At 67.3% G+C, this 12817-nt stretch carries 13 protein-coding genes; 11 read left to right on the forward strand and 2 right to left on the reverse strand.

Annotated features, from left to right (window positions below; translation table 11 throughout):
* Window positions 1-15 precede the first annotated feature (15 nt).
* On the reverse strand, window positions 16-1164 hold the full coding sequence (locus tag ASD62_RS03260) for a TDT family transporter (RefSeq protein WP_056914736.1): 1149 nt from the start codon (window positions 1162-1164) through the stop codon (window positions 16-18).
* Window positions 1165-1256: 92 nt separating this feature from the next.
* On the opposite strand from ASD62_RS03260, the gene ASD62_RS03265 reads away from it, so the two are divergent.
* The 6 genes from ASD62_RS03265 to ASD62_RS20435 all read left to right on the forward strand — a co-directional run bounded on the left by ASD62_RS03265 (window position 1257) and on the right by ASD62_RS20435 (window position 6083).
* Window positions 1257-2213: a LysR family transcriptional regulator gene (locus ASD62_RS03265; RefSeq protein WP_056914737.1), complete on the forward strand. Its 957-nt coding sequence runs from the start codon at window positions 1257-1259 to the stop codon at window positions 2211-2213.
* Window positions 2214-2251: 38 nt separating this feature from the next.
* Window positions 2252-2833, forward strand: a complete 582-nt coding sequence (locus ASD62_RS03270) for a sigma-70 family RNA polymerase sigma factor (RefSeq protein WP_235530613.1) — start codon at window positions 2252-2254, stop codon at window positions 2831-2833.
* 17 nt (window positions 2834-2850) lie between these two features.
* Window positions 2851-3489: an anti-sigma factor gene (locus ASD62_RS03275; RefSeq protein ID WP_162254748.1), complete on the forward strand. Its 639-nt coding sequence runs from the start codon at window positions 2851-2853 to the stop codon at window positions 3487-3489.
* Window positions 3490-3557: 68 nt separating this feature from the next.
* Window positions 3558-4238, forward strand: coding sequence for a hypothetical protein (locus tag ASD62_RS03280; protein ID WP_056914739.1), 681 nt, complete (start codon window positions 3558-3560; stop codon window positions 4236-4238).
* A 483-nt stretch (window positions 4239-4721) separates the two neighbouring features.
* The gene (locus tag ASD62_RS03285) at window positions 4722-5348 is read left to right on the forward strand and encodes a uracil-DNA glycosylase (protein ID WP_056914740.1); all 627 of its coding nucleotides are present in this window, start codon (window positions 4722-4724) and stop codon (window positions 5346-5348) included.
* Between the two features lie 81 nt (window positions 5349-5429).
* Entirely contained in the window at window positions 5430-6083 is a 654-nt protein-coding gene (locus ASD62_RS20435; RefSeq protein ID WP_200956846.1) for an alpha/beta hydrolase, read from the forward strand.
* Window positions 6084-6285: 202 nt separating this feature from the next.
* On the opposite strand, the gene ASD62_RS20965 is transcribed toward ASD62_RS20435, so the two are convergent.
* Window positions 6286-6549, reverse strand: a complete 264-nt coding sequence (locus ASD62_RS20965; protein ID WP_369796206.1) for a DUF202 domain-containing protein — start codon at window positions 6547-6549, stop codon at window positions 6286-6288.
* Window positions 6550-7200: 651 nt separating this feature from the next.
* Here ASD62_RS20965 and ASD62_RS03295 point away from each other — a divergent pair.
* From ASD62_RS03295 to ASD62_RS03325, 5 genes are all read left to right on the forward strand, one after another.
* Window positions 7201-7548, forward strand: coding sequence for a hypothetical protein (locus ASD62_RS03295; protein WP_056914741.1), 348 nt, complete (start codon window positions 7201-7203; stop codon window positions 7546-7548).
* Between the two features lie 1130 nt (window positions 7549-8678).
* A complete protein-coding gene (locus tag ASD62_RS19600; RefSeq protein ID WP_235530614.1) occupies window positions 8679-10025 on the forward strand; it encodes a type IV secretory system conjugative DNA transfer family protein in 1347 nt (448 codons plus the stop codon).
* Between the two features lie 363 nt (window positions 10026-10388).
* Window positions 10389-10784, forward strand: a complete 396-nt coding sequence (locus tag ASD62_RS03315; RefSeq protein WP_056914745.1) for a hypothetical protein — start codon at window positions 10389-10391, stop codon at window positions 10782-10784.
* An 87-nt stretch (window positions 10785-10871) separates the two neighbouring features.
* A complete protein-coding gene (locus tag ASD62_RS03320) occupies window positions 10872-11513 on the forward strand; it encodes a hypothetical protein (RefSeq protein ID WP_157581283.1) in 642 nt (213 codons plus the stop codon).
* Window positions 11510-12817 (forward strand): CHC2 zinc finger domain-containing protein (locus ASD62_RS03325; RefSeq protein WP_255354127.1); only part of this gene is annotated, 1308 nt, incomplete at its 3' end. The genes ASD62_RS03320 and ASD62_RS03325, both read left to right, overlap by 4 nt.

Raw genomic sequence — 12817 nt, forward strand, 5'->3', positions numbered from 1 at the left:
AGAACAGGGGCCGGGTCATTGGGCAGGGACGCGCAGCAGGTGTCCGTGGAATACTCCGCGTCCGGTGCGGACCGCAACTGTCGCCCAGGCGACCAGCAACCCTACGTAGAAGACGACGGCGGCGACCACGAGGAAGCGCGCGCCGGTGGCAGCAGCCAGTCCCGACGTACCGGTGACGACGGTGCCCACGGGGAAGGTGAAGGACCACCAGGTCAGCGAGAACGGCATCCCGTGCCGAGCGGTGCGCACGGTGATCGCGGTCGCAAGGGTGAGCCAGAGCATCGCGAACCCCCACATGGGTGCCCCGTAGACCAGACCCATCGCCTCGAGGGCGGAGCCGTAGGGCGCTGGGAGGACGCTCGTGGCGGTGGCACCAAGGGTGTGCGCGGCGGTGACCGACTGGCCCAGCGGACCGAGCACGATCCACAGCGTGGGAACCGCCGCGGCGGGCCCGACCTTGTGATGCACCAGCCGGCTCCAGATCATCGTGATCACGATGAGGCTCGCAACGATCGTCAATCCGAACATCATGGTGCAGGCCAGCTGCATGGACAGCTGCCACTGACCGGCGGGTAGGTGGGGAAGCAGCAACGGGCCGGTGGCGGCGCTGACCATGGGTGGCACGATCGGCATGAGCCAGCCGCCGAAGGCGGCGTCCTGCTTCACGTCGTGGGTGGTGAAGGCCTTGTACGGCACCGCCGCCGCGGTCCAGAGGCCCAGCAGGGTGCCTGCGGTCCAGAGCACGAAGTCGATGCCGACGGCGGTGCCTTGGCCCACCAGCGGCTGACCGACCAGCAGGGCACCTGCTCCCACGGTCATCAACGCCATCGCCGGGGCGCCGTAGAAGTGGGACATCACCGGGTTGGCGAGGTGTCCGCGGGCAGTGCTCGTGTGTCGCGTCCAGTGGATCAGCGTCGCAACAGCGATAACTGCCAATAAGACCCCGTCCAGCACCCACACGGTCCGCGCGAACAGCAGCAGTCCTGGCACCTTGACGGGCAAGGTTGCGGCAGCATTCGCGACGATGCCGGTGCCCATCACGCAGGCGAACCAGTTAGGGCCAATGAACCCGAACGCGGGCTGCCCTTCGAGAGCTGTCAGGAAGGAACGATTGCCCTCAGCGTGCTGGTCGACATTGCCGGTTGCGGCTTGAAGAGTGTTCACGTATCCAGTCTGCGAGCAGGCCACAGTCGTCAGTAGTCCCCAGCCGACTGTGGATGCACAACCTTGGCTTGTGGGTGCTGTAGGGTGGGTGTGTGCCCTCACCTCATGTGCCAGAACTCGACGGGCTGAGGCTGCTGGTGGGAATCGCCCAGCATGCCAGCATCGGCGGCACTGCTCGAGCCAACGGCATCAGCCAGCAAGCAGCCTCAGAACGCCTGCGTGCGATGGAAGCTCAGACCGGCCTGACCCTGGTGCATCGGGGTGCCCGCGGATCGAAGCTCACCCCTGCCGGTGTGGTGGTGGCCGAGTGGGCTGCCCGGCTGATCGAGGTCGCGGACGAGATCGACACCGCGATCGAGGGGCTCCGTGGCGATCGCAGTCGCGAGCTCTCAGTCTGGGCCAGCATGACCATCGCCGAAAGCCTCATCCCCCGCTGGCTGGTCCTCCTCCGTCAGCGTCAGCAGGGCGAGGGACACCTGCCGACGGCGGTGAGCCTGAACGCCTCCAACAGCTCGCATGTAGTCGAAGCGGTTCGTGACGGAACCGCGCATTTGGGTTTCGTCGAGGGCGTCGAGGCACCCAGGGGAGTGCGCTGTGCTTCGATCGGACACGACGAGCTCGTCCTGGTGGCCGCGGCTGGCACGCCGATCAGCCGGCGACGCACCCCCCTGTCTCCGGCGGAGGTCGCAGAGCTGCCGCTGACCAGCCGCGAACGTGGCTCTGGGACCCGCGAGGTCCTGGAGGTGGCCCTTGGTCAGCAAGGGTTGACGATGGGCGACGCGGTTGTCGAGCTGACCACGGCGACTTCCATCCGCGAGGCGGTCCTTGCTGGCAGCTCGCCGGCCTTCCTCAGTCATCGCTTTGTCTCACGTGATCTGGACTCCGGCCATCTCGTGGTGGTGCCGACTGAAAATCTCGACCTCAAGCGCGTCTTCCGCGCCGTGTGGGTAGGCACCAGGCAGCCACCCGCTGGGCCGGGCCGCGAACTGGTCTCGATCGCCCGCGCAGCCGAGCAACGACTAGGGCATCAGAGAACCGGCGCAAAGTAGGGGTGAACCGCTCATCAGGAAAAGGCGTACACCTCTTTGTGAGCAGCGATGGTCCGACCGAGTCGTGGCGACCCCGCACGCGCCGGTCCAAGGTGGGAAAGGCAGGGACGCCCGCCAGCGAGGAGGAGTTGCTGGCGGAGCTGTACCGGCTGCATGGGCGGGTGTTGTTCGCATTCGTGCTGCGGCTGGTCGATGACCGGGCGAAGGCCGAGGATGTCGTCCAGGAGACGATGCTGCGGGCCTGGCGGAACCTGGATCTGATCGACCCGCGACGAGGGGACCCACGGTCCTACCTGTTCACCGTGGCCAAGAACGTGGTCATCGACATCTGGCGCGCCGAGCAGCGCCGCCCGCGACTGGTCACCGACGAGGAAGTTCTTGCGGCGCAACCGGTCGAAGACAGGCTCGATGCCCAGGTCGACGCCTGGATGGTTGACCAGGCACTGGAACGACTCTCGAGCGAGCACCGGGCCGTGGTCGACCACCTCTACTACGGCGGCTCGACAGTCACCGAGACCGCCCAACTGCTTGGCATCCCGGCCGGCACCGTGAAGTCGCGTGCCTACTACGCGGTCCGTGTGCTGCGTGCCGCATTCGAAGAGATGGGAATGACACGATGAGCTCCGAACACGACCGGGTGCGTGAACTGCTGGGACCCTACGTGCTGGGTGGACTCGATGCGGCCGACCGAGCCCTGCTCGACGGCCACCTCAGCACTTGCCCCACCTGTCGCAACGAGGTCGCCGCCTACGCAGGCCTGCCATCGCTACTGCGGCTCGGGCACGGACCCAACTCGAGCACTACAGCCGAACTGGACGACGGTGCGCTGACCCGCGCCGTTGGGGCCCTCCGGCAGGGACGTCGCCGCCGACGACGCCGCTCGCTGCTCGGTTCCGCGGCCGCTGCGGTACTGGTGCTCGGCCTCGGCGCCACGACAGCGGGACTGGTTGCCGGGCACAGGGACACCCCCCAGACCAACCCTGCAGCCCTGCATCTTGTCGCTGTCCAAGGCAGCCCAGCGCGCGGCCAGACCAGCCTCTCCGCTCGACCGTGGGGCACCTCGATCGATCTCGACCTGTCCGCGTTGCCCAAGGACCAACGGTTCATCGTGTGGGTGATCGCCACCGACGGCACCCGCGAACAAGCGGCGACCTGGGCTTCCACACCCGACGGCATCGCCCACGTCACCGGAGCCAGCGCCCTGGCCCGCACCGACGTCGCGGCCGTGCGCGTCGCCACCACCGACGGAACGCTGCTGCTGTCGACCGACATCTGAGGTCGCCGCTGAACCGTTGTCCAGGTTCCGGCGTACGCCTCAATGACATCCCAACTGGAAGGACAGCCATGAAGACCAAGACCCAAGCCCTGGCCGCCATCGCAGTCGCCACCGCACTCGCGGCGACCTATGCCACCACCACCCTGACCAGTGCGAGCGCCGACTCGAACTCCGGATCAGACAAGCCGGTCCACGTCGAGGTGTTCGCCCCCTCGGAAGGCGACAACGCTGGCATCAGTGGAGCCGGATGGTTCGTCGACCTCGACGTCGACTTCGACGGCAGCACCCTGGCCCAGACCGGCTTCACCGGCCTCCAGCTGACCGGCCCCGCCGCGCACAACAACATCGCTCCCTTCCCCGGCACCTTCTCCACCGGCCGCGACGATCGGATGCCCGGCTTGGTCGTGCTGACCTCCACCACCAACAACACCCTGCCCGGCTTCTCCGGCCCCGGCACCAACCTGGCCAACCTGTTCAACCTCACCGGCGTCACCAACCGCGACAGCCAAGGCACCGAACTCTGGGACACCTGGATCGTTGGCGCCCCGATCGCCGGGAAGAACGTCGACACCACCCTGACCGTCGCCGTCATCGCCGACCTCAACCACAACGGCATCTACGACGACGCACCCAACGTCATCACCGACCAGAACGGCGACCGACGCATCGACCGCCGCGACCTCAAGGCCATCGGGGTCGCCTCCAACATCGAGACCGTCACCTTCCACCTCAACGGAGACCCCGCCTGATCGCAATCGGCGAGCCCGAACGCTCCAGCAGCAGACATCCCCCTCGACACGCATCGCCCCCATGCGCGCGCCAGCATGGTGGCTACGCCTCATAGGGGTCCTTGGGCAGGTACAACCTCAGCCGTCGGGGTCGCCGCCCCCGACCAATGACGACATCACCAGGAACCAGGCCCACACCTTGGCCCGTGGGGCGCTGGCCGGGCTCCCTCGCCATCGCCATCGTTCGCTGGCATCCACCACCTATGTCAGCCGGACCCCGACAGCGGAACATGAACGGTCTACACACAGCAGGAAGGCGGACGAAGGACACGTGGCCCTGCCCATGCTCGCCCACGCCGCCCCAAGGTCCGGGGTCGCGCGTCGGGCTCACGCTCAGATCGAGCACCGATCGGGGGCGTGGTGACCACAAGACCGCGGTCAGCACCCTTCGCCTCGCCGCCGCCGCCGCCGCCGGCGTCGCGATCGTGGGCTGGGGCTGATCGCGTGCACCACGACCCAGGGGAGCACCCTGAGCCTGCGGGCAAACGGGCCCACGTCCGGGACCATCCGGTCGGCCCGCTGAACGAGCTGGTCGAGCAGTGGCGGCTCGATGGTGCGAACGGGACCAGGTTCGTGCCCTGGTTCGACCCGGCCGGTGCGGGCACCAAGGCCCAGGTCCTGCTCCTGATGGAGTCACCAGGGCCCCAGACGGTCGCGGTGGGCGATCTGGGTTTCAGTTCGCTTGACAACGAGGATCCCACCACCCAGAAGGTCCGTCGGGCGATGACCCTTTCCCGGCTCGACCCGGCACACTGCCTGCGCTGGAACGTCATCCCCTGGGCACTGCTCGGACCGGACGGTCGACGCCGCAGCCCCCGCGTCGACGACCTGGAAGACGCCCGCCCGGCCCTGACCACGCTGGTCAGCGGACTGCCCTTTCTGAAGGTGGTGGTGACTTTCGGCGGAGCGGCTCTGGAGGGTTGGATGCGCTACCTCACGCTCACCGATACCCCGGTCCTCGTGCCCACCCTGGCCGTTCCCCATCCCTCACCAGCCAACGGACATCGGCGCCACGAGGCGTTCCTGCGCACCACCTTCGCGCTGGACCGAGCCGCAGATCTCTGCCGGTGAACCGCCGAGCCACGGTCAGCAACCCATGCCGTTGCCCTCTTGAAAGAACCGCTGAAGCCGTGGGGATCTAGTCTCGTGGGCATGCTCCAAATCATGGCGCGTACAGCACTGGCACTTTCCGTCGTCATGGCTCTCACCAGTTGCGGAGAACCTTCAGAGACGAGCATCCCCGCCTCGGGCGGCGACACCTCAGGTAAGGCGATCGCCATTGAAGGCTCCTCCGCGCTGCAATGGGGCGACGGAGCCTACGGAGTCGTACTCGCGCACGGCGCTGCCTTCGATGCTGCCAGCTGGGAGAAGCAGGCCGTCGCGATAGCCCACCAGGGAGCGACCGTGATCGCGGTCGAGAACATCGACCCCGATGCGATCCGCGACGCCGTAGAGAAACTGCAGGGCGAGGGAGTCGCTGATGTCGCTCTCATCGGGGCCAGCGCGGGCGCCGATGCCATTCTCGATCTCTCGAGCCGGGACCCGCGCCTGGCCGATCAGTTGATCCTTTTGTCGCCCAACGCAACCGTAGACGGGCTCGGGGACCAACCCAAGCTCTTCGTGGCGAGCAAGGACGAGCCCGTGGCCCACGTCTCGACAGAGCTGGCCGAGTCTGCGCCAGGTGACGACAACGTGGTGAAGATCCTTGCGGGCTCGGCCCACGCGCAGAACATCTTCGCAACGAATCTGGCCGGTCCGGTACTCGACGCGATGCTGGAACGTCTGAAGCGCTTTGCCCCTCGCTGAGACCGCGCTCATCGGGAGGTCGACCACACCGCAGGCGGTCTGAATCGGCGGCGCGCCAACGTCATACCCAGATTCGTTGAATCGCTGTGCCCCGGCTCCCGCGTATCCGCAGGGACCGCTGAGGCCGATGAGCTGCTGACCGCGGTGTCATCGTCATGGACCTCGGCGTAGGGGACCCGGGAGTGGTCGTTGATGACGGTGTTCACGAACGCGTGGCCCCGCTTGGGGTTGTGATGCTTCTTCCTGTCGGCGGCGGTGCGCCGCTGTCGGCAACGCTTGACGTGGGGCCGCGAAATCTCGCGAGCGAACGGACCGCCACCGACAACGCGGTGCGTCGCCACGCCAGAGCGGTGCGCTCGGGCTGCAGGCCTCTGTGGCGCGAGCCACCTGAGATGACCCCTTCCCGGCATGGGAAGTGACAGGCAGAGCTTCGGACGTCCAAGCGCGTCAGCGGACCCCTTGGCACTGGCGAGATGGGTGAAAACGTGCCCGTTGGCCACAGGTCAGTCAAGCAGTCAGTCAAGCATTGGGTGGTTTCGGCCCAAGGACGTCGTCACGGGCGGCTTCAAGCGAGATGGCCCCCGACCAGCGCTTCCGCTGGCCAGGGGCCATCTCGTGTTCTTGTGGAGCTGAGGGGATTCGAACCCCTGACCCCTTCCATGCCATGCACCTTCAGCACGTCCACCGGTGTCCCGGCACGTCCACCCGAGCACGACCGTTCCCCCAACGTCCCTCGAAATGCGCCAAAACACGCCGCCGTTGTCAAGCAGCTAGTCAAGCATCCGTCGGACCCCCGTGCCCCCGATTACGCGCGACCTCGCAGCGCGGACGTCGCGGCCCCGAGACGACCGCGCGCAGCCTCCGCCCGCGGAGGCGCAAGTGGGAACAACGCAAACGGGTCAGGCGACCGGTTTCTCGCGACTTGATTTGAGGATGCTCAATGTCCATCTGGTGCGCAAGCGGTATACGTCGCCGGGCCTAAGCACTGAGGAGGGAAAGATTGGGGTCTGCTGCACCACTAGGTGACTCGATCGGTGGAGGCACGTGACCGGCTGGCGGCGGAAAGACGCTGCTAAATCGGTGGGTCTCCCACGCCTGACCCTGACATCCTGCTGCGATGAGCAGGCAGACAGTGACCCTTTGGCGACCGACGGGCCCAAAGGAGCTCGCACTGGTCGAGGCCACCGGATGGCATGCGTGGCCGCCACGGTTGCCAGACCAGCCGATCTTCTACCCGGTGCTGAACGAGGACTACGCCACACGAATCGCTCGTGACTGGAATGTGAAGGCGAGCGGGGTCGGCTATGTGACGCGATTTGAGGTCGAGAAGGATTACCTGGACCGGTACGACGTTCAGCAGGCTGGAGGCCAGACCATCCTCGAGTACTGGATCCCGGCCGATGACCTTGGCGAGTTCAACAACCACATCGTGGGGCTGATCGAGGTTGTTGCGGAGTTCCACTGACGCGGCGAAAAGACCGTCCTTTCGGTCACGCACTGCGTACGCCGTTTCCTCCGGAAACGATCCGGCAGGATGGCCTCGTGGCATGGGTGGGTGAACAGATACTCGATTCAGGAACTCGACAGGCATATGCCCTCGTCGAGGCCGCGGCCGACTGGTCTCCGTGGTCCCCGTTCCTGACGGGGCAGACCTCTGCGCCGCGGCTGCCCGGCGTGTACCTCTTCCGCGAGCCTGGATCCCAGGTGATTCGCTACGCAGGCATGGCAGGAGAGCGCGCCGGAAGCGGACGCCCCATGGGACTACACGGTCGGCTTTCTGTCTACCGAACTGGTAAGGGCGCCGTGAGCGGCTTCGGTGAGGCCGCACTTGATCGGGCACTCGCCGATCCGCATTGGATCGGGGTCCAGCTTGACCGCCTCGAAAATGAGGGACCAAGGCGGGCCAAGGAATGGGCGGCGGACGCTATCTTGCGGCTCTCTCCTGAGGTCAGCTGGACCATCGTCACCGATGGCCCCAGCGCAAAAGTCCTCGAAGGCGAGCTTGTCCCACTCCTGCGACCACACGGACTCTGGAACCGGTGACTTCGCGGCGGAAGGCAGCAGGTCTCGGCGAACTCCAGCGTGGGCTGTGCGCACGGGCCAGCACGGACGGGCGCCAGCCCCGCGCCTCTCCCCTTCCCCATGCGAAGGTTCACTGCGGCCGATGGCTGCGCGAATGGTGCCCCCTTGGCCACGTCTCCCCATGAAAGGGGATCGAAGTAAGGGGTATTGATGCGTGTCGGACTGCCTACACGGAGACAGCCGCGTCGCGGAGTGACGAGCGGTACCGCAGCGTTGGGCGCGCGGCTTCCGTCCTGGCTGGGCCACGCATCCCTTTTCGCCGGCCAGTCGGGTCTGGACGAGTACCTTCATCACGTCTGGGATCAGATAGAGGCTCGAGCCTCGATCGGCTCCGCGTGGTCCAGCTGGCCAGTCCTAGTACTGCTTGTAGCCTCGGCTGCGTGCTTGTTGGCCGTGGCGGCCCGGCAAGGCACGCGCATCCCTCGAAGGCCAGGGATGGCAGCGCGCCGCCAGGTGCAAGGCAGTGCCGGCCAACGTCGCCTGCATCAAAGAGCAGCCGCCCTACGACCGTCCATGACTCGAACCGCGACGTCTCAGGACCTCGGTTACCACCTCGGGGAGTCCTGCGGAGTTGCCTGCTTCTGCTCGGTCGAGGACTCCGTGGTGGTCCTGGGTCCTCCGCGTGCGGGCAAGGGGCTGCATCTGGCCATTCCCATGATCCTCGACTCCCCGGGCGCCGTGCTCACGACGAGCACTCGGCCGGACAACCTCACGGCAACGCTGCGGCGGCGAGCGGCATGGGGACCGGTCGCGGTGTTTGACCCACAGGGACTCGCACCCGGCATACCGTCCGCCACTCGCTGGTCCCCCATCCGGGGCTGCGAGGACCCGCACACGGCCATGGTGCGCGCGAAGGCGCTGACGAGCGGCACTGCCGCTGGCACCACCGACTCCAACTTCTGGCAGGCCTCGGCCGAGCAGGCTGTGCGATGCCTGCTCCACGCCGCCGCCCTGGGCGGCTACTCATGCTCGGAGCTGTTCCGGTGGTCACTGTCCGCCGTCCATGCCCGCGAAGCCGTCCAGATCCTCAACGGCCACCCCGATGCCGCCGCGGGGTGGTATCAGGGACTCGACGCGATCATCAGCGCAGACCCGCGCCAGCGAGACTCGGTCTGGGCCATGGTCACCATCGTCTTCTCGGCGTTGGCTGACCCCCGCGTCATGGATGCCCTCTCCCCCTCCCCTGACGAGGTCTTCGACCCTGGCGACTTCCTCCGCAGCGACGGCACGGTCTACCTGCTGGGCACCTCGACGGGCAGCGCAGCCACGGCGGGACTGGTCGGTGCATTCGTCGAAGACGTCGTCGAAGCGGCCCGCCGCATCGCTGCGCGCTCCCCTGCTGCCCGGCTCGATCCGCCCTTGACGTTGGTCCTGGATGAGGCCGCCAACTATCCCCTGCCGTCCTTGCCTGCCCTGATGTCCGACGGTGGCGGCACGGGGATCTCCACCGTTGTCGTGCTGCAGTCCCTTGCCCAGGCGCGCGCGGTCTGGGGTGAGCATGCCGCCTCCGCCATCTGGGACGCCGCCATCGTCAAGGTGATCCTTGGCGGCGGCTCGAACGCGCGGGACCTCGAGGACCTCTCGAAGCTCCTCGGTCAACGCGAGGAGACGCAGACCTCCACCAGCCGTGGTGCCGACGGCCGACGAACTCACTCCACCACGACGACTCGGGTGCCCATCCTCGAACCCGCTCAGCTGCGCACCCTGCCATTCGGCAAGGCGGTCATGCTCCTTCGCGCCGCCCAACCCATCGACCTCGCCATGACCCCTTGGACGAGCCGCAAGGATGCCCAACAACTCGTCGCCGACCGCCGACTCCTCGAGGAGGCGATCCATCGTGCGAACACCTCGGACGAATAGACGTCGCCGGGTCGACCAGATCGCCCGCCGGGCGGCCTACGACGCCTACCTCACCTCCGGCGGATGGCGGGCGCGGCGGCACGCTTGGTATGCCGCCTGGCTGACCTCGCATGGGACCCCACCTCAGTGCCTGGTCTGCGACCGGGTCTGGTGCCCCCGCAGTGGGCACTTGCATCACCTCACTTACATCCGTATCGGGCGTGAGGACGATGAGGACCTCGTGCCATTGTGTGCCCGAGACCACAGGCAGCTGCACCGCGTTCTCGAGCGCAGCGCGGGCTGGCGGCACCTGAGCAGACGGCAGGCGAGCCTGGGGATCATCGTGCTGCTTCGACGTCTCGGTGCCAGCCAGCGGGACGCTTCGTGAGCGGTCAACCAGCTCTGGCCTTCGGCGACGACGAGCATGTGGTGACCTTTGGTCAGTTGACCGGACCTGTGCACCTGCCGTCGCTGTCAGGTGTCGTCCGTGAGCAGGCGAAGGCGGAGCTACGCGAGTGGGTGGCCGAGCTGGTGCAACGCTTCTGCGTCGACGCCCGGGCGATCCCTCCCTGCTGGGAGGAGCACGGCGGCATGGTCGAGGCCCTGCTTGCCCTGAGGGACCATGAGCGGGCCTGTTTCGCGCAATCTGCGGCACCCACCGCGGCCGTCGACTGGCTGCGCGCTCTGCAGGACGTGACGCATCTCCTCAGGGAACTCAACGCGGTGACCCAGTGCACCATACGAGAGCACCGGGACCCGCCACAGCGACCCGCGCCCTGACCGCCGGTTGGGCTGCCACCTCATAGTGCCCCCACGCCGCCGTTGTCCAGACGGAGCGCGGGAAGGGCCCGCGCGAGGAAGGCCGTCATGAGCGCCACGTCGGAGGGGACAGACCAGAACCGCGCTGTAGAAAGGCTGATCGCGTTGTCCCGCAACGCACATCAGGGTGTTGACCTCGACGACCCCGCGGACTACTGGTACCGCCTCGGACAACGCAACGCCTACGCCCACGCTGTCGGGCTCACCCTCAGCAACAGCGTCGACGATGTCGCCTTCACCGTCGCTGACCGCATCACCGGTGCGCTCAGTGACGGCATCCACGAACTCAGCGCACTGACGATGGCGGCCTCGGGTCGCACGCCCGGCGACCCCACGCCCAATTCACTGACCTGGACCGGGCCACAAGCGTTCAAAGCCGCCTACGGACACCTGCCTGGCATCGACCGCGACTACGGCATGCGTTGGGGTGAACGCCGCGAACAGCGGATCTCGCTGCGCCGCACCGCCACCGCCAGCGAGGGCCTTCTGTATGCCTACGACCCAACCTGGGACGAGCACGCGGTCATCAGCACCCACGCGCCGGCCGATGCCGTGGAGTCCACGTTCACCAAGGCCGTCGAGGTCGACGTGCACATGACTGTCCCGCAGTTCGCGGAGCTCTTCGCCGGCCAACTCCTCGCACGGAGCAGCGCGATCGAACGCCACCCGTCCCGGGGAGTCGAGCTGTGACAGCTACCTCCGCCTCCGTTGACGTCGCCGAGCTCCGACGCCGTCACCCGATCGAAAACGTGATCACCGCATCGGGCGTCGAACTTCGCCGCTCGGGGCACGGCTTCATGGGCTGCTGCCCGTTCCACGACGACTCCACCGCTTCGCTGTCCGTGGGAGGCAAGGACCCGGACCGGTTCCACTGCTTCGGGTGCGGCGCCTCGGGTGACGTCATCGACTACGTCCAACTCCGCGAGCGAGTGGGTTTTCGCGATGCCGTTGCCCGCCTCGAGAACACCGACCGTTCGACCCGAACCGCGCCGGGACGACGGCCATCGCAGGCCGAGCCCCCACAGTGGAGGCGCATCAGCGTCGACCGTGCCCACGAGATCCACGGGTTGGCATGGGAACACCTCGCGTCGAAAGTCCGGCACGCGTTCGCAGTCAGCTACCTGCACCACCACCGCGGCATCGACGTCCGCGAGCTGGAGTCGGCTCTCGCACAGCCAGTCATCGGTCACAGCGGGCGCTGCTGGTCCTGGCTGACCGACCGCCTCCTGCGAGACGGGGTATCGATCGACGAGCTGCAGGCCGTCGACCTCACGCACCGCAGCAGCTCCGGTCTGCCGTGCGACACCTTCCACGGCCGGCTCATGGTTCCAGTCCGATCGGGCTCCGGACACATCGAGGGCTTCATCGGTCGCAAGGTCGACGACATCGAACGGGGACCGAAGTACCGCAACCCCACCCGTACTGCGACCTTCGACAAGTCCCAAGTGCTCTACACACCCCTCATCGAGCCTCCCGGCGCCCACGCGACCGCGGTGGTCGTCGAGGGCCCGCTCGACGCATTGGCCGTGGCGGCCTCAGCCGCACAGGCAGATCGTCTCGACGAGTTCTGGCCGTGTTCCACCAACGGGGTGACGGTGTCATCGACACAGGCGGAGCGCGTAGCCACGTCGGGCGCCGATCGCATCGTCGTCGCCCTGGACGGAGACCAAGCCGGCGCCGAGGGCACCCAGCGGTGGGTGGACGCGGTATGCCGCGGCATGGGTCGATCGGCCATGGTCACCCGGCTGCCGGACGGACTTGACCCCGCAGAGTGGCTTGCGGCGCAGGGCTACCCGGGCCTGTCGGCCTTCGACCCGCAGCACCAGTGGGAGCGGAACGTTGTGGTGCCCAGACAGTCAGGGCGCGAACTGGTGAGGGCCATCGCGGCACGGGCCCGGAACCCACTGCAGGAGATCATCGACACCGTCGTACCGCTGGCCCTGCTGGCCAGCTCGCCCCGTGAGGCGGCCCAGCTCTTGTGGCAGGTCGAATCG

It is taken from the genome of Phycicoccus sp. Root563, assembly GCF_001427915.1.
Lineage (GTDB): Bacteria > Actinomycetota > Actinomycetes > Actinomycetales > Dermatophilaceae > Pedococcus.

What these genes read in the sequence shown, in the direction of transcription:
- ASD62_RS03280 (WP_056914739.1), top strand. Translation starts at nt 3,558, where the DNA reads ATGAAGACCAAGACCCAAGCCCTGGCCGCCATCGCAGTCGCCACCGCA.
- ASD62_RS20435 (WP_200956846.1), top strand. Translation starts at nt 5,430, where the DNA reads ATGCTCCAAATCATGGCGCGTACAGCACTGGCACTTTCCGTCGTCATG.
- ASD62_RS03295 (WP_056914741.1), top strand. Translation starts at nt 7,201, where the DNA reads ATGAGCAGGCAGACAGTGACCCTTTGGCGACCGACGGGCCCAAAGGAG.
- ASD62_RS19600 (WP_235530614.1), top strand. Translation starts at nt 8,679, where the DNA reads ATGACTCGAACCGCGACGTCTCAGGACCTCGGTTACCACCTCGGGGAG.
- ASD62_RS03320 (WP_157581283.1), top strand. Translation starts at nt 10,872, where the DNA reads ATGAGCGCCACGTCGGAGGGGACAGACCAGAACCGCGCTGTAGAAAGG.